The 13,242-nt window shown below is 64.7% G+C and carries 24 protein-coding genes, 1 tRNA gene and 1 pseudogene; 5 read left to right on the top strand and 21 right to left on the bottom strand.

Annotation, left to right across the window (positions count from 1 at the left end):
• Nucleotides 1-4 precede the first annotated feature (4 nt).
• From PMX60_RS01355 to PMX60_RS01265, 19 genes are all read right to left on the bottom strand, one after another.
• Nucleotides 5-532 (bottom strand): hypothetical protein, encoded by a 528-nt coding sequence (locus tag PMX60_RS01355; protein ID WP_271746614.1) that lies wholly within the window; start codon nt 530-532, stop codon nt 5-7.
• 225 nt (nt 533-757) lie between these two features.
• Complete coding sequence (locus PMX60_RS01350; RefSeq protein WP_271746613.1) at nt 758-961, bottom strand: hypothetical protein; 204 nt, start codon at nt 959-961, stop codon at nt 758-760.
• Nucleotides 952-1,176, bottom strand: a complete 225-nt coding sequence (locus tag PMX60_RS01345; RefSeq protein ID WP_271746612.1) for a hypothetical protein — start codon at nt 1,174-1,176, stop codon at nt 952-954. Before PMX60_RS01345 ends, PMX60_RS01350 begins: the two co-directional genes overlap by 10 nt.
• 30 nt (nt 1,177-1,206) lie before the next feature.
• Nucleotides 1,207-1,485 carry a hypothetical protein gene (locus PMX60_RS01340; RefSeq protein WP_271746611.1) on the bottom strand — a complete coding sequence of 93 codons (279 nt, stop codon included), beginning with the start codon at nt 1,483-1,485 and terminating at the stop codon, nt 1,207-1,209.
• A gap of 22 nt (nt 1,486-1,507) precedes the next feature.
• Nucleotides 1,508-1,906, bottom strand: coding sequence for a YkgJ family cysteine cluster protein (locus PMX60_RS01335; RefSeq protein WP_271746610.1), 399 nt, complete (start codon nt 1,904-1,906; stop codon nt 1,508-1,510).
• Between the two features lie 39 nt (nt 1,907-1,945).
• The gene (locus tag PMX60_RS01330) at nt 1,946-2,323 is read right to left on the bottom strand and encodes a hypothetical protein (protein WP_271746609.1); all 378 of its coding nucleotides are present in this window, start codon (nt 2,321-2,323) and stop codon (nt 1,946-1,948) included.
• 29 nt (nt 2,324-2,352) lie between these two features.
• On the bottom strand, nt 2,353-2,805 hold the full coding sequence (locus tag PMX60_RS01325) for a hypothetical protein (protein WP_271746608.1): 453 nt from the start codon (nt 2,803-2,805) through the stop codon (nt 2,353-2,355).
• A complete protein-coding gene (locus tag PMX60_RS01320) occupies nt 2,802-3,674 on the bottom strand; it encodes a hypothetical protein (protein ID WP_271746607.1) in 873 nt (290 codons plus the stop codon). Before PMX60_RS01320 ends, PMX60_RS01325 begins: the two co-directional genes overlap by 4 nt.
• Nucleotides 3,675-3,783: 109 nt before the next feature.
• Complete coding sequence (locus PMX60_RS01315; protein ID WP_271746606.1) at nt 3,784-4,338, bottom strand: single-stranded DNA-binding protein; 555 nt, start codon at nt 4,336-4,338, stop codon at nt 3,784-3,786.
• A complete protein-coding gene (locus tag PMX60_RS01310; RefSeq protein WP_271746605.1) occupies nt 4,335-4,682 on the bottom strand; it encodes a hypothetical protein in 348 nt (115 codons plus the stop codon). Before PMX60_RS01310 ends, PMX60_RS01315 begins: the two co-directional genes overlap by 4 nt.
• A gap of 3 nt (nt 4,683-4,685) precedes the next feature.
• Nucleotides 4,686-5,243: an ERF family protein gene (locus PMX60_RS01305; protein ID WP_271746604.1), complete on the bottom strand. Its 558-nt coding sequence runs from the start codon at nt 5,241-5,243 to the stop codon at nt 4,686-4,688.
• Nucleotides 5,244-6,137, bottom strand: a complete 894-nt coding sequence (locus PMX60_RS01300; protein WP_271746603.1) for a DUF1351 domain-containing protein — start codon at nt 6,135-6,137, stop codon at nt 5,244-5,246.
• Entirely contained in the window at nt 6,137-6,358 is a 222-nt protein-coding gene (locus PMX60_RS01295) for a hypothetical protein (protein ID WP_271746601.1), read from the bottom strand. The genes PMX60_RS01300 and PMX60_RS01295 overlap by 1 nt, the downstream gene beginning before the upstream one ends.
• Complete coding sequence (locus PMX60_RS01290; protein ID WP_161160804.1) at nt 6,358-6,570, bottom strand: hypothetical protein; 213 nt, start codon at nt 6,568-6,570, stop codon at nt 6,358-6,360. The genes PMX60_RS01295 and PMX60_RS01290 overlap by 1 nt, the downstream gene beginning before the upstream one ends.
• 2 nt (nt 6,571-6,572) lie before the next feature.
• Complete coding sequence (locus PMX60_RS01285) at nt 6,573-6,941, bottom strand: PDDEXK family nuclease (protein WP_271746600.1); 369 nt, start codon at nt 6,939-6,941, stop codon at nt 6,573-6,575.
• On the bottom strand, nt 6,934-7,272 hold the full coding sequence (locus PMX60_RS01280; protein ID WP_195234033.1) for a hypothetical protein: 339 nt from the start codon (nt 7,270-7,272) through the stop codon (nt 6,934-6,936). Before PMX60_RS01280 ends, PMX60_RS01285 begins: the two co-directional genes overlap by 8 nt.
• Nucleotides 7,265-7,546: a hypothetical protein gene (locus PMX60_RS01275; RefSeq protein ID WP_271746599.1), complete on the bottom strand. Its 282-nt coding sequence runs from the start codon at nt 7,544-7,546 to the stop codon at nt 7,265-7,267. The genes PMX60_RS01280 and PMX60_RS01275 overlap by 8 nt, the downstream gene beginning before the upstream one ends.
• A 56-nt stretch (nt 7,547-7,602) precedes the next feature.
• Nucleotides 7,603-7,986 (bottom strand): hypothetical protein, encoded by a 384-nt coding sequence (locus PMX60_RS01270; RefSeq protein ID WP_271746598.1) that lies wholly within the window; start codon nt 7,984-7,986, stop codon nt 7,603-7,605.
• Nucleotides 7,987-8,078: 92 nt separating this feature from the next.
• Nucleotides 8,079-8,282, bottom strand: coding sequence for a helix-turn-helix transcriptional regulator (locus PMX60_RS01265; RefSeq protein ID WP_161160799.1), 204 nt, complete (start codon nt 8,280-8,282; stop codon nt 8,079-8,081).
• Between the two features lie 109 nt (nt 8,283-8,391).
• Between PMX60_RS01265 and PMX60_RS01260 the strand changes: the two genes are divergently transcribed.
• The 3 genes and pseudogenes from PMX60_RS01260 to PMX60_RS10200 all read left to right on the top strand — a co-directional run.
• Nucleotides 8,392-8,601 carry a helix-turn-helix domain-containing protein gene (locus PMX60_RS01260; protein ID WP_161160798.1) on the top strand — a complete coding sequence of 70 codons (210 nt, stop codon included), beginning with the start codon at nt 8,392-8,394 and terminating at the stop codon, nt 8,599-8,601.
• Nucleotides 8,602-8,604: 3 nt separating this feature from the next.
• Nucleotides 8,605-9,504: a hypothetical protein gene (locus PMX60_RS01255; RefSeq protein WP_161160797.1), complete on the top strand. Its 900-nt coding sequence runs from the start codon at nt 8,605-8,607 to the stop codon at nt 9,502-9,504.
• Nucleotides 9,505-9,603: 99 nt separating this feature from the next.
• Nucleotides 9,604-10,344: pseudogene (locus tag PMX60_RS10200) on the top strand (recombinase family protein); the annotation flags it as partial.
• A gap of 143 nt (nt 10,345-10,487) precedes the next feature.
• On the opposite strand, the gene PMX60_RS01250 reads toward PMX60_RS10200, so the two are convergent.
• Both PMX60_RS01250 and PMX60_RS01245 read right to left on the bottom strand, forming a co-directional pair.
• Nucleotides 10,488-10,700: a hypothetical protein gene (locus PMX60_RS01250; RefSeq protein ID WP_271746596.1), complete on the bottom strand. Its 213-nt coding sequence runs from the start codon at nt 10,698-10,700 to the stop codon at nt 10,488-10,490.
• Between the two features lie 298 nt (nt 10,701-10,998).
• Nucleotides 10,999-11,075, bottom strand: a tRNA-Arg gene (locus PMX60_RS01245).
• Nucleotides 11,076-11,279: 204 nt separating this feature from the next.
• Between PMX60_RS01245 and aroF the strand changes: the two genes are divergently transcribed.
• The gene (gene aroF, locus PMX60_RS01240) at nt 11,280-12,302 is read left to right on the top strand and encodes a 3-deoxy-7-phosphoheptulonate synthase (RefSeq protein WP_035138595.1); all 1,023 of its coding nucleotides are present in this window, start codon (nt 11,280-11,282) and stop codon (nt 12,300-12,302) included.
• Between the two features lie 3 nt (nt 12,303-12,305).
• The gene (locus PMX60_RS01235; protein WP_035138596.1) at nt 12,306-13,220 is read left to right on the top strand and encodes a prephenate dehydrogenase; all 915 of its coding nucleotides are present in this window, start codon (nt 12,306-12,308) and stop codon (nt 13,218-13,220) included.
• The last annotated feature ends 22 nt before the right edge of the window (nt 13,221-13,242 follow it).

Below are 13,242 nucleotides of genomic sequence, written 5' to 3'. Positions count from 1 at the left end.
GGCGTTAAACTCCATCCATCCCTATCTGTTCGCACCACTGGCGGGCCATCGCCTTTGCGATGCCCGGGAACGTGCGGCTGCGAACCTTGGCGCGTTCGTGTGGCGGCAGATGCCACGCATCTGCGTACCATGCAGGCATGGAGTTGCCTGATTTGAATACCTTGCGCGGCTCAGGCTCGACCTCATCAGTCGGTTTGAGCGGATCGAGTCCCTTCAGCCACAGGCACCTCTTTTTTTCGTACGGGTCGCCGAACATGTACGGCTGCACGATCTGATCTGGCTTGCGCCATCTGGTACTCATGCAGCCGACGGGGTTCTCGATTGCGACGTGCGGTGCATTGCACTCGGCGAACGCCATGAAGAACTCGACGGCGGCCTCGCGGTCAGCCTTGCGCTCGCGCGCTCTGTCGCCGTACTTCCCCTCGTCGAACCAGCGGTTGCCGGTGACGGTGAGGTACGTGCATGGCGGGTGCGCGATCACCAGGTCCCACTTGAGCTTGAGCATCTGGAGGGCGTCGACGTTGAGGTGCATGAGGTCGTGACCCCCCCCCCGCTTCCTCAAGGTCGCAGCTGTAAGCCTCGTGTCCCATTTTGCGAAACTCGAGCGCCACGCGCTGTGACTCCTCGCAGGCGATTAGGACGCGCATCTACGCCACCCACTTCCTGACGACGGCCACGTCGTACATGCCCTCGAGGTAGCCGACGGCCCTCGCGGCCTTGAGGATGTTCCGGGCCTCCCCGTTCCAGTCGATTACGCTCATCGCGCCTCCCAGTAGTTGCATATGGCCTCGGCCTGCGTGCGGTGCACGAACTCGGGCCTGCGTTCGCACTCGTACTCCGTGCGCTCCACGCCGTGGACGGTGCGCAGCACCGTCGCGCAGCAGTGCGAGCAGTTCTCGCAGCGCTCCTCCCGGAGCCCGTCCGCGTAGATGTCCGGCCTCTCGTCTCCCGTCATCTGCATCCCCTCTTCCCGTACCTTCCGTCGTTTACCATGTTCTTTACGTGGCGCCGTATGTCCTGCGCCGCCTGGTCTCCCTCGGGCGGCAACTTCCGCCCGCTCGCGCATTCGACGCAGTGGACGCGCCAGCCGCCGCGATAGCGCTCGAAGTGCCCGAACCCGGGAGGCGTCCACCTGCCGCACTCGCGGCAGTAGCCGCCGTAGACGTTCCTAGCCATTCCCCTGCTCCTTCCTGTACTTGCCGCCCATCACCGGCACCTCCCGATACTCTTCAGGTACAGGTTGTTGCGGCGCGAGCGGGCGAGTGCGCGACGGCGACGGCGCCGCCACTTCGGGTCGAGCGCCTTCGCGAGCTTCCTCATGAGACGGCGGGCGTCTCGGAACACGCGGGAGATGCTCTCCCACAGCATCTCGGCGACGGCATTCGCGGCATCGCCGATTGCCTCCAGCAACCGCGTCGCCGCCCAGCTAAGCGTCCCGGGGTATGGCGCCTCGGACGTCTCGTCGGCCTTCTTCTCGTCGGTCATCGGTATTCCTTCCATTCGGTTCCTATTCGCATTCATAGACATCGCGGGCCATTGATTCCGCGAGCGCGCGCATGTCGGTCACCTCGGCGCACTCCGCGCCGAAGAACATACCCAGCTCGCCCCTCTTGTGCCTGTCGCACCGGTAGGCGCGGCAGATCTCGGGCCGCGCGGCGTATACCGCGCACTCACGCGCATCCGTCAGGTACGGGCACAGCAGGTCGTACTCCACCCTGGGCTCGGCGGGCTGGATTCCGTTCCGGCGCACGTACACCTCGAGGCGCACCCGGTCGAACGGGCTCACCGGCAGGAACCGCGAGCAGCACTCGCCGCAGCCCCTGCAGTCGCCCGTGTACAGGTCGGTCACGTCGTCGCTCTGGAGCCCGGCGTGGATGGCGGCGGCGACGGCCCTCTCGTCATTCATCGGCCTGTCCCTTCGCCCTTGCCGGGCGCGGCGGCCCCACTACTTGGAACATTCGGCCACCTTCTCGTCATAGATCCTCTTGAGGTCCCGGCGCATGAACCGGGTGAGCTCCTCCTCGCCGACGTCGTCCGCCAGCGCCACATATCGCATCGCATCGTGGCACCATTCGTCGAAGCCGAGCAGCCTGCCGCTGAACGCGCTCTTGACGTCCGTGACCTCGGCGTAGGTGAAGCGGGTCAGCATCTCCTCGCGCATGACCCTGTCCGCGAGCGCCTCGATGGGTGTCTTGGGGCGGTTGATGATCCGTCTGTAGCCGTTCGCCCTCTTTGTCATGGCGTCGAGCCGCTTTGCCAGCCTGTCGTTCTCCTCCGCGAGGCGCTCGTTGCGGCGCTGCTCACAGTCAAGCTCGGCGAGCACGTACTACTCGCAGTTGTTGATCTCCATCGTCATTTCACCTCTCGGATGATCTCGTTTCCGTATCGGTCGGTGATGACCCAGTAGCCGAACATGTAGAGGTCGGGGCTGTGCGGCGGGTACTCCCTGAGCAGCGTGCCGGACCACCATGCCTCCTCGGCCGCCCCGGTGTGCCACACCCACTCGGCGTGCAGTCCGCCGTCGTGGAACTTCCCGTGGCACCCGGTCGTGCCGGAGCCGCACAGGGCGAACAGCGGGCTGCGCAGCTCCCACACCCCGTTGGGCGTGACGAGCCTGAACGTCTTCCCCCACGACCTGCGGGCGACGTGGTGGCAGTTGGAGGCGCGCCTGCCGCACACCGCGCACCGGGCCTGCGTCGGCTCGTATGCCGTGTCGTGCGTGTACCTCGCCCCGAGGTGGGGCTTGCCGTACAGCTCGGCGCGCTCCTTCGGCCATCCCCTCAGCAGGCCCGCGTCAAGAATCATGAGAGCCTCCTCTCGCACGCGGCGCGTGCGGCAAGCAGCCTCTGCGCGTCCTGGTACAGCCCGAACCGGTCCCTGCTCGCGGTCGTGCCCCTCGGGGCCTCGACCTTGGCCGGGTCGATGCCCGGGTGCTCGGACGCCCAACGGCGCTCCTGCTCGGCCAGCGCCTCCTCGGGCGTCCTGGTCGGCCTGAACGTCGCGGCCTCGACCTCCGAGGCGGTGGGCTTGCCCCTCGCCCGGTCGTCGGCGTCGATGCGCTTCTGGCGCCTTGACCAGTCGAGCGCCAGGGCGCCCCAGTTGCTCACCGGCTGGCCGTTGCTCTTGACCCAGCCCTGCGACTCGAAAAAGGCCCAGAAGGCGTCCGGGTCGCCGCTCAGGCAGTTGGCGCCGAAGTACCCGCGGGCCTCCTCCAGCGACGGCGGCTCGAACTCGGGCGGCGCGGCGGGGGCATCGCCCCCATCACAGGACAGCTCAGCACAATCCAGTTCAGGACAGGACAGGCTAGGGTAGGTTAGGTTAGGGTTTTCACTTTCCGAAACCTGCGTTTCGGGTTTGACTGAAACTGGTTTCACGTTTGGAAAACCTAGGTTTTCACTTTCGGAAACCTCGGTTTCGGGTTTGTCTGAAACTGGTTTCTTACGCGGGCGGCCGCCCTTGCCGCCCCTGCCGCGCGCGTCCTTGGAGTTGTCGATGGCGTTCTTCATGGCCTTGAAGACGCGGCGGAGGTGCTTCGGGAGGTCGGGTTCGACTCCGTGCAGGCCGTACATCATGATCGCGTCGGCGAGCACCGCGCGGTCGCGCATGTCCTCGGGGTCGCTCTCGTCGAAGTCGTCGTAGACCTCGGCGAAGCTGTCGAACACGGTGAATGCCATCAGAACCACCCCCATAGAAGCGAAGAGAAGAACAGGAAACCCGCGGAGAAGGAGGCGGCGAAAAGGGCCGCCTCCCAGTGGTCGCGGAAGATGTCGGGTACGCGCCCCATCAGAACGGGATGTCCTCGTCGTACACGTCCAGCTGCTGCTGGGCGGGTGCCTGCTGGGGCGCGGCCTGCGGTGCCTGCTGGTAGGCCTGCTGGGCGTTCCATTGCGGCGCGGGCTGCCGCGGCGCCGGCTGCGGGGCGTATGCCCGCGGGGCGGGCTGCGGCGGGTACGCCTGCTGCTGGTAGCCCTGCGGCGCGTACTGCTGTGTCTGCTGCCCGTTGGGGTTCTGGCTCATGAGCACGACCTCGTCGGGGATGATCTCGACCTTTGAGCGCCTTCCGCCCCCGTTCTTGTCCTCCCAGGAGCTGTAGCGCAGCTTCCCCTCGATGGCGACCTTCATGCCCTTGCGCAGGATGCGCGAGAGCGCCTCGGCGCGGTTGCCGAACATGGTGCAGTCGATGAAGTTGGGATAGTCCTCCCACTCCCCCGTCTGCTGGTTGCGGCGGCGGTCGTTGACGGCCACGCCGAAGCCCAGCACCTGCATGCCGCCCGGCGTTGCGCGCAGCTCGGGGTCTCGGGTCAGGTTGCCCGACACTACCACTCTGTTGATGCTCATCTGTATATCTCCTCTCCGCCGCTCGTCCATGTCCTCTGGATGTCGGCGTCCACGGTCTTGATTCGCAGCTTCAGCGCCATGATCGCCTCGGATGAGGCCTTGTAGAGCGCCTCCGCGCAGTCGCGCAGCTGCTTCTTCTCGGCTATCTCCTCGCGCCCCCGGCACAGGTCGCCGATGATGGTCACCGGCGTGCCCTTGGAGCGCTCCTCGAGGATGGCGATGCGCAGCGCCTTTCGGTAGTCCGCCTCGTTCTCGGCGTACTGCTGGCCCGTCCGCCTGAGCGTGTCCAGCTCCGCCATGAGGCGCCCGAACAGCTCCTCGCGCTGCGCGTACATGTCCTGCATGGCCTACAGGACGCGCCACGTCGGCGTGGCGCAGCAGCCGGGGTGCCTCTTGAACTCCTCGTACTGCTCTTTCGACTCGAAGGTGTAGGCCGTGCCGCAGGCCTTGCACTTCGCCGTGAACCCGCCGCTCTCGGGCGGCTCCTTCTCGGGCCTGTCCGAGAGCGCGTCCGGGTCGCTCTGCCCGTCGATGGCGAACAGGCCGCACAGCGCGTACTTGCGCGCGTAGCTCGACGCCATCCCGGTCACCTGCGCGTCGTCGGAGCCGCTCTTGTGCTCCGCCTCGCGGGCGTAGGCCTTGAACTCCTTCTTCTCGCCGTGCCCGTCCACAAAGAACAGGGTGCACGTGGCCTCGACGTAGTAACGCTCGCCCACCTTGCAGATGCCGTCCTGGAGCGTGAACGCCACGCCGGCCTCCTTGCAGGGCTCCTTGAGCGCGGCGACGATGTCCTCGAACGAGCGGTAGCTGAACTTCCCGAACGCGTTGTAGCGCGCCTTGGGGACGGTCACGGAGCGCTGCACCTTGGCTATCGCCTGGGAGAGCGTCATCTTCTCGTCGGCCATCTAGCGCACCCCCTTGCACTTGATGGTGCCGGTGATGCCTCGCTCGCGCAGCGCCGCGGCGAGCAGCTCCATCTGCGAGCGGGTCGCGAACGGGATCTCGACCGTCCACGCGCAGGACAGCTCGGGGCGCGCCGCGGCGGCGGGTTCCGCCTGGCGCCTCGGCGCGGGGCGCGGCGCGGGCTTGGACTCGACCGCCTCGCGCATGGCGGCGATGCGGGCGTCCTCATCGTCGGCGGCGCGGGCGGCGTTGAGCGCCGAACCCAGGTCGAGCGTGCGGAACAGCTCGCGCTCGGCGACCTCGTAGTGGGCCATGGAGTCGCGCTGCGCCTTGAGCGTGTCCCAGTCGCGCGCGACGGCTGAGACCTTGTCCTCGAGGGCCTTCTTGGCCTTCGCCTCGCCGAACGACTTGTTGAGCCATCTGTCGTCGTGCAGGCGCTCGTAGGGCACGACCGGCGAGAGGAGCTCCGCGAACTCCCTGTAGTGGGCCTCGAGTGCGGCCCTCGCGCCCGCCTTGCGCCTCTCATCCGCCTCGTCGAGCTGCGCCTTGATGCCGTCCGACGCGCCGTCGATGATGGACGTGATCTCCTTGCAGCGCTTCTCGAAGGCGGCGAGCGGCTTGTTGTACTCGCGCTTCACGGCCTTTCGGCGCTCCTCTATCTCGGACTTGAGCCCGTTGAGGTAGGAGCGGTCGTGCTTCGCCTCCTTGATGGAGTCGTCCTTGGTCAAGTCGTACTTGGCGCCCTCGTAGTCCGCGACCTTCGCGCGGACGTGGGCCTCCAGCGCGTCAAAGTTGGCGCTGATGACGGACGGCGAGTACGTGACGACGAGGTCGGACGCCTCTTGCTCCTCGATGACCTCGGCGATGACCTCCTCGGCCCCGTTCTCCCCAGCCATTACCTGACCTCCTCGTTGAGCATCCGGTTGTACTTCCTCTCGGTTAGCGCCTCGTCGATGACGGCGGCGTGCTCGACGATCCACTTGGCGAGCCTCTCGCGCGCGTCCATGAACTTGTCGAACGCCTCGTCGGACTTCGTTATGACCGAGATGGTGAACATCGCCTGCTCCTCCGTGGCGAGGTCGGCCAGCTCGGCGAACATCCCCTTGTAGTCCTCCATCACTCGGTCACCTCCCCGTCGTGGCTCACGAACAGGATCTGGGGCTGCTTGCTCTGGATGGACAGCCAGACCTCCTCGCCGCTCTTGCGGATGGCGTCGAACGCCGCGCTGTCCTCCGTGTCGACCTCGAACTGCAGGACGGCGACGCCGCCCTTCACGGTGGCCTGCTTGAACTTGGCCTCGATCTCCACCGGTATGTTTGTGCTCTCCATTGCTATTCCTCCCTGTCTGCGCCCGCGAGCATCGCCGCGAACGTCTCCAATGTCATGGTCACGAACTGCTCGCCCGGGATGGCGGTGCCTCGGCGCTTCCAGACGACCACGCCGTAGTCCGCCCCGCGGTTCCTGCGCTCGGTTTCCGCCTCGCGCAGCCACTTGGGCAGCTCGTGCCTCCCCTGGTAGTCCTTGCACTCGATCGCGATACCCCGCCCGGCCATCGACACGCCGCGGATGTCGCCCGTGTCGTGCGAGCCGGTCTTGACCTGCCTGTCGATGTCGGCCCCCAGCCTCCCGGCGAGGTAGTCGGCGACCAGGCGCTCGAACCTCGTGCCCGCGTCCTTGGCGGTCCTCCTGCTCCTACTCATCGACGAAACCGTCGCTCTTGGAGCGGTGCTTGTTGAATGCGTGCCTCAGGTGCGGGTAGCGCGCCTCCATGATGCGGGCGAGGCTCGGCGCGAGGCCGTTCTTCACACCGACGTGCAGCTCGTTGCGCACCATGTGGATGAGGTAGTTGATCGAGACGTAGCCCTTGCGGTTGAGGCGGGTGGCCTGCTCGACCATGAAGTCCCACGCCCGCGGGTGCTCGCCTATCCATGCGCGCGCATCCGCCATGTCCTGCTCGCCGTCCGCGCCGAGGCCGAATATCTCGAGCTGGTTGCTCATCGGCTTCTGGCGGTACCTCTCGTCGTTACGCATTGACGGCTCCCGCAGCGCATGCGGCCTTGGCAGCCTGGACCGCGCCGTCCATCGTCGGGAGGACGAAGACGGTCAGGACCGCCGCGAACAGGACCGCGGCGGCGATGAAGCCGACCATGGCCCCCGCCCTGAACGCATCGGAGTCGAGCTGCTCGCGGACGGTCGGTCGGTATGGCTTGGGTGCTATGATGGTCTGAGCCTCATGTCTGGGGCTGTTTAGGCGAGTGCTCACAAGTTGGTAGCTGGGGGCGCTCGCTTCTTTGTATGTGTACATCTTGTGTTCCCTTCTGATGTTTCCGCAGGTCAGGGCTAGGGTGCTTTTTAGGGTCTTTATTTTTGGGACTTTTTCGCGCGGCTCTTGGCGCTGTAGCACCTCTGCCGCTCGCGATCGTTCCGCTTAGACCTCGCAGTCTCCTCGCGCATCGCGCTGGCCTGCTCCCTGAGGTCTGCCACGTGGCCCTCCTTCGTGCACTCCGCACACCATCCGTTCGCCTTGTTGAGCGGCTTGAACGTCATACGCCCGCACTTTGGGCACATCCAGCGCATCCGGAGCGATATGCCGCACTTCCTCGCCTGGAGCTTCACGGCCTCGGTAGTCCTCCCGAGCGCCTTGGCTATCTCCTTGGCGCCGTCGCCGGCGTGCTCCCTCAGGTACCGGATCTCACGTGTCGACCATGGCCTCACTGTCTCTTGCTCCCCTCCTTCCTCTCCCATTCCCGGTACGCCGTCCGAAGCGTCGAGCACATGGTGTCGAGCGCTATCTCGCGCGTGGTCTTGGGCTTCTCATCGTGTTCTTTGGCGTCCATTTAGGACACCGTCAGCTCGTGAAGCTCATCAAGCGATACCCCGAGCAGGCGCGACAGCTTGTAGGCTTCAGATAGGCTGAACTCGTATGAGCCTCGCACCTTGTTGAAGAACGACGAGCGGCTGATGCCGAGCTTGTCCGCGATTGAATCGCGGGTCTCGTTGTTCTTTTCGGCGTACTCACCGACCTTTTCAGACAGGTTCATTTCTCTCCTTTCCTCCTGTACAAAACTTTGTACTGGAGACAGTATTGTACAGAACTTTGCACAGTGCAATACTTTGTACGTGTAAATATTTGGACTGTTAGGGGAGGCCATGGAATACCGCTACGTACTTGCTTTTTACCTCGACAAAAAGGATATGTCGCCGGCAGAATTGGCCAGCAAAATCGGTTCCCCGCGCTCAACGATCTCCGCGCTCCTTAGTGGACGAGCCAAGGAGCCCACACTTGGAAAAGCGAAGGCCATAGCGGACGCGCTGGGAGTATCGCTTGATGAAATGGCTAAGAAAACGTTTGAGGAGTGACCCATGGGATTGTTTGGAAACATACTGAGGGCGGCCGGCATCGTAGCTAAAAAGCCGTCAGGTAAATATCCTGAGCCGGCGGTGCCAACTCCGCCGGCATTCATCCCGATGAGTTACGAAAACAACGTGGCACTTTCCGGTGACTGCGAACGCCAGGTCTACGTGTACTACGGCGAACCGCTGAGCGGCATCAAGATCGGTGAGTATTTCGGCGCAGACATCGTGACGGAGCCGCTTGTGCTGACCAGCGCGCTGACCGGTGGCACATGGGACACGTCCGATAACGGGGTGGCGCTGGCATACAGGGGTATGGTATTCGGGGCAACTTCGGCTCTCGGGCAGACGCTCTCGAAGATAGTGCGTAGCGGCACGGGCGTCACTGTAAGGTGCAGGATGGTCGGGTGGTACGCACCGGGCGTTCCCGACGTCATCATGACCATTCCCGACCCAGATGAAATCTTCGCCTGGGTCGATGCCTGCGAGGGGCTTGGCAGATTCGTCGCATTTGACAAACGGCACGATGAGGAATGCGAGGCGGCGACATCCAAGGTGCAAACGGCGCGATGGCTGTCTAAGATGTGCGGGCGAGAACTGCCGGTGGGCGTGGACGGAGACTGTGTCTACATCGAGGATGACAAGTGGGCCGGCAGGAGAAAAAGCGGGATATTTCCGGTCGAGGTCTCCACGGAGCTGATCCCGACTCCTCGCGGGTCAAAGGCGAAACCGCATGTCGCCGTCTTTGTGAACGGGGCGATGGCGGCCGATGTCAGCGCGAGGTGCGTGCACTACAAGACCCTCGCCGAGCATGCCGGCGAACGCCCCTATTTCGCCTGCTGCCAAAAGCGCGAAGGTCACGACGGCTCTCCCATATGGAGGGTGACCGTTGTCTATCTCGGAAGATAAAAGAGCCCCGTCGGCAGCGCTGGTACCGCTTTAGCCGACGGGGCATCCAACCAGTGCACCCATGCAAACTCAACTTGAAGGAAGGGTGACATACACATTATGCCAAAGAGGGCAGTGATATACGCGAGATTCTCGTGCAACAGGCAGCGCGAGGCCTCGATCGAGGACCAGCTGCGCGTCTGCCGCGAGTGGTGCGCGCGCGAGGGCTACGAGGTCGCGGCGGAGTACTGCGACCGCGCCGTGTCGGGGCGCACCGACGACCGCCCCGAGTTCCAGCGGATGATAGCCAACGCCGGCGAGAGCGAGATCGTCCTCGTCTACATGATGGACCGCTTCAGCCGCGGCGAGTACGACGCGCCGATATACAAGCGAGAGCTCGCCACGCACGGCGTCAAGCTGGTCTCGGCGCTCGAGCAGATACCCGACAGCCCGGAGGGCATCATCTACGAGAAGCTGCTCGAGGGGCTCGCCGCCTGCGAGTCGAGGAAGACCGCCATCAGGACCAAGCGCGGCATGGAGGGCAACGCCCTCAAGTGCAAGACCAACGGCGTGCGCATCTTCGGCTACCGCAGGAACGAGGACGACGAGTACGAGGTCGACGAGGCGCAGGCGGCGTGGGTGCGCGAGGCCTTCGCGCTGAGGCTTGAGCGCATGTCCATGAACGCGATAGCGCGCGAGTTCGCGCGGCGCGGCCTCAGGACGCGCAAGGGCAACCCGTGCGGCCAGGCGATGGTGCAGCAGATGCTGCGCGACCGCAGGTACACGGGAAGGTACGAGTGGGGAGGCATCGTCCGCGAGGGCGGGATGCCGGCGATAGTGGACGAGGTGACGTTCATGGAGGTCCAGGGAATCAAGTGCCGCAAGCAGCGCTCGAGCGAGAACTGGGGCGACTTCGCCCTCGCGGGGACGGCGCTGTGCTCGGAATGCGGCAGGAACCTGCAGGGCGTGAGCGGCAGGGGCCGCAACAACGTGAAGTACGAGTACTACAGCTGCCCGGGGTCGTGCGTCCGCAACATCAGGCGCGAGGAGCTCGAGGGCTCCATAGCCTCGGCGCTGCGCGGGCTGCTCGGCGACCGCGGCGAGGCGCTGCAGATAGCCGACATGGTGGCGGAGCGCGCGGACACGGTCGAGGTGCGGGCTCGCCGCAGGCAGGCCGAGGACTCGCTCAGGGCTGCGGAGAGGGGCCTGAGGAACATCCTCAACGCCATCGAGCAGGGCGTGATAGCACCGGGCGTGAACGAGCGCATAGCCGAGCTCGAGGAGCAGCAGGCGCGCGCTAGGTACGACCTCGAGGCCATCACGGACGAGCGGATAGACCCGGAGCGCTTCGCCGACTTCCTGCAGTGCGGGACGGCGCTCGACGACGCGACGCTGCTGAAGGCGTTCGTGTGGCAGGCTGTCGTCTCGGAGGACGAGATACTGGTCACGCTGAACTACGACAAAAAGGGCGAACCCGCCAGATTGGACATCCAGCGGGTTCGAGCAAAATTGGAATGGTGCCCCATGTTGGATTCGAACCAACGGCCTTCTGCTCCGGAGGCAGACGCTCTAATCCCCTGAGCTAATAGGGCCAACGTTTGGCATTATACCCAAGTGCACCACGGGCTATCAAAATAAAAGAAAAAGCTTTGCAATTCCGAGGAAGACGCGGCGCAACGGCCCACTTTAGAAGGCAAAAGCGAGTCAGATAGTATAAACTCTCATGCACCATATATACACGGCTCGCGATGCGGGCCGTTTTTGCAAAAGTTATCCATCGAGGTGAGAGGCACACCATGATTGCAATTTTAAAGCAGAGCGCCAGCGACGAGGCCGTCGGCCATATCGTCAGCTGGATTGAGAAAAAGGGCCTGAAGACCGATGTCTCGCGCGGCGAGAATGAGACGATTATCGGCCTGGTGGGCGATACGACCAAGATCGACCCGTTCCTGCTCGAGTCCATGGATGTCGTCGAGCGCGTGCAGCGCGTCTCCGAGCCGTTCAAGCGCGCCAACCGCAAGTTCCACCCCGAGGACTCCGTCATCGACTGCGGTCACGGCGTCAAGATCGGCGGCGACCAGTTCCAGGTCATCGCCGGTCCCTGCTCCGTCGAGGGCGAGAACCTCATCCGCATCGCACGCCGCGTGAAGGCCGCCGGCGCCACGATGCTGCGCGGCGGTGCCTACAAGCCCCGCACCTCCCCCTACGCCTACCAGGGCATGGGCCCCGCCGGCCTCGACCTGCTGTGCGAGGCGTCTGCCGAGCTCGACATGCCGATCGTCACCGAGATCATGGATCCACGCGACGTGCAGGTCTTCTTGGACAAGAAGATTGACGTCATGCAGATCGGCGCCCGCAACGCCCAGAACTTCCCCCTGCTCAAGGAGGTCGGCAAGACCCAAACCCCGATTCTGCTCAAGCGCGGCATGTCCGGCACGATCGACGAGCTGCTTATGGCAGCCGAGTACATCATGAGCGAGGGCAACGACAACGTCATCCTGTGCGAGCGCGGTATCCGCACCTTCGAGACCCGCACCCGCAACACCTTCGACCTTAACGCCGTGCCGGTGCTGCACCACCTGTCGCACCTGCCCGTCGTCGCCGACCCCAGCCACGCCACCGGCTACACCCGCTACGTCGAGCCCATGGCGCTCGCCGCGACCGCCTGCGGTGCCAACGGCCTGGAGATCGAGGTCCACGACGAGCCGAGCCGCGCCTGGTCCGACGGCGCCCAGGCCCTCACCCCCGATCAGTTCGACGACACCATGCGCCGCATCCGAGCCATCCGCGAGGTTGTCTGCCAAGAGACCATGGAGTAGCCCATGGGTACGGTGAGAAACGCGCGCGTTAACCAGGGCGGCCCCAAGTGCGCCGGCATCGTCGGCCTTGGCCTCATCGGCGGTAGCTTTGCCCGCGGCTATGCACAGGCGGGCGTCCGCGTGCTGGCCTGGGACCCCGATGACGATGTCATGACGGCCGCCAGCATGGGCACTGTCGCCGGAGAGCTCAACGACAAGACACTCGGCGAATGCGACATCATCGTCCTGGCTTGCTACCCCGAGGCATGCATCGAGTGGCTCGAGACGCACGCCAAGGCGCTCGCCGACGCCACCGACACCGACGCCATCATGGGCCCCGTGGTGATCGACACGGTGGGCGTCAAGGGCATCGTGTGCGAACGTGCCTTTGAGCTTGCCCGCGAGCACGGCTTTTACTTTGTGGGCGCGCACCCCATGGCGGGCACCCAGTTCTCGGGCTACGCTAACTCTCGTGCCGACCTGTTCCAGGGCGCCCCGCTGGTGCTCGTACCGCCCGCGGTAGACGATGCGCTCAAGCTGGAGCTTTTGGGCCAGGTGCGCGAGATGGTGCGCCCCTTGGGCTTTGGCAAGTTCAGCGTGACCAGCGCCGCCGAGCACGACCGCGTCATCGCCTTCACGAGCCAGCTTGCGCACGTGGTATCCAACGCCTACGTCAAAAGCCCCACCGCCCAGGTCCACCACGGCTTTTCGGCCGGTAGCTACCGCGATCTCACCCGCGTGGCGCACCTCAACCCGCAAATGTGGTCCGAGCTCATGATCGACGACGCCGACGCGCTCGCCTTCGAGATCGACCATCTGATCGAGTCGCTTGGCGCCTACAGCCGTGCGCTCAAGAACCGCGACCAGCGCTATCTGGAGAATCTCCTTGCCGAGGGCGACCGCATTAAGCGCGCACTCGACGACGAGGCCTCCCACTAGACCACCTATCACGCCAGGTCGA

It is taken from the genome of Collinsella aerofaciens, assembly GCF_028206995.1.
Lineage (GTDB): Bacteria > Actinomycetota > Coriobacteriia > Coriobacteriales > Coriobacteriaceae > Collinsella > Collinsella aerofaciens_AQ.
The sequence above is the reverse complement of the archived record's forward strand: the minus strand, read 5'-3'. Positions and strand labels throughout refer to the sequence as shown.

Excerpts from the sequence above, each read along its gene's own strand:
- PMX60_RS01355 (WP_271746614.1), bottom strand. The coding sequence starts at position 532 with ATGCACCTCAACGTCGACGCCCTCCAGATGCTCAAGCTCAAGTGGGAC.
- PMX60_RS01350 (WP_271746613.1), bottom strand. The coding sequence starts at position 961 with ATGCAGATGACGGGAGACGAGAGGCCGGACATCTACGCGGACGGGCTC.
- PMX60_RS01345 (WP_271746612.1), bottom strand. The coding sequence starts at position 1,176 with ATGGCTAGGAACGTCTACGGCGGCTACTGCCGCGAGTGCGGCAGGTGG.
- PMX60_RS01340 (WP_271746611.1), bottom strand. The coding sequence starts at position 1,485 with ATGACCGACGAGAAGAAGGCCGACGAGACGTCCGAGGCGCCATACCCC.
- PMX60_RS01335 (WP_271746610.1), bottom strand. The coding sequence starts at position 1,906 with ATGAATGACGAGAGGGCCGTCGCCGCCGCCATCCACGCCGGGCTCCAG.
- PMX60_RS01325 (WP_271746608.1), bottom strand. The coding sequence starts at position 2,805 with ATGATTCTTGACGCGGGCCTGCTGAGGGGATGGCCGAAGGAGCGCGCC.
- PMX60_RS01320 (WP_271746607.1), bottom strand. The coding sequence starts at position 3,674 with ATGGCATTCACCGTGTTCGACAGCTTCGCCGAGGTCTACGACGACTTC.
- PMX60_RS01315 (WP_271746606.1), bottom strand. The coding sequence starts at position 4,338 with ATGAGCATCAACAGAGTGGTAGTGTCGGGCAACCTGACCCGAGACCCC.
- PMX60_RS01310 (WP_271746605.1), bottom strand. The coding sequence starts at position 4,682 with ATGCAGGACATGTACGCGCAGCGCGAGGAGCTGTTCGGGCGCCTCATG.
- PMX60_RS01305 (WP_271746604.1), bottom strand. The coding sequence starts at position 5,243 with ATGGCCGACGAGAAGATGACGCTCTCCCAGGCGATAGCCAAGGTGCAG.
- PMX60_RS01300 (WP_271746603.1), bottom strand. The coding sequence starts at position 6,137 with ATGGCTGGGGAGAACGGGGCCGAGGAGGTCATCGCCGAGGTCATCGAG.
- PMX60_RS01295 (WP_271746601.1), bottom strand. The coding sequence starts at position 6,358 with ATGGAGGACTACAAGGGGATGTTCGCCGAGCTGGCCGACCTCGCCACG.
- PMX60_RS01290 (WP_161160804.1), bottom strand. The coding sequence starts at position 6,570 with ATGGAGAGCACAAACATACCGGTGGAGATCGAGGCCAAGTTCAAGCAG.
- PMX60_RS01285 (WP_271746600.1), bottom strand. The coding sequence starts at position 6,941 with ATGAGTAGGAGCAGGAGGACCGCCAAGGACGCGGGCACGAGGTTCGAG.
- PMX60_RS01280 (WP_195234033.1), bottom strand. The coding sequence starts at position 7,272 with ATGCGTAACGACGAGAGGTACCGCCAGAAGCCGATGAGCAACCAGCTC.
- PMX60_RS01275 (WP_271746599.1), bottom strand. The coding sequence starts at position 7,546 with ATGTACACATACAAAGAAGCGAGCGCCCCCAGCTACCAACTTGTGAGC.
- PMX60_RS01270 (WP_271746598.1), bottom strand. The coding sequence starts at position 7,986 with ATGGGAGAGGAAGGAGGGGAGCAAGAGACAGTGAGGCCATGGTCGACA.
- PMX60_RS01265 (WP_161160799.1), bottom strand. The coding sequence starts at position 8,282 with ATGAACCTGTCTGAAAAGGTCGGTGAGTACGCCGAAAAGAACAACGAG.
- PMX60_RS01260 (WP_161160798.1), top strand. The coding sequence starts at position 8,392 with ATGGAATACCGCTACGTACTTGCTTTTTACCTCGACAAAAAGGATATG.
- PMX60_RS01255 (WP_161160797.1), top strand. The coding sequence starts at position 8,605 with ATGGGATTGTTTGGAAACATACTGAGGGCGGCCGGCATCGTAGCTAAA.
- PMX60_RS01250 (WP_271746596.1), bottom strand. The coding sequence starts at position 10,700 with ATGTTCCTCAGGCCCCTCTCCGCAGCCCTGAGCGAGTCCTCGGCCTGC.
- aroF (WP_035138595.1), top strand. The coding sequence starts at position 11,280 with ATGATTGCAATTTTAAAGCAGAGCGCCAGCGACGAGGCCGTCGGCCAT.
- PMX60_RS01235 (WP_035138596.1), top strand. The coding sequence starts at position 12,306 with ATGGGTACGGTGAGAAACGCGCGCGTTAACCAGGGCGGCCCCAAGTGC.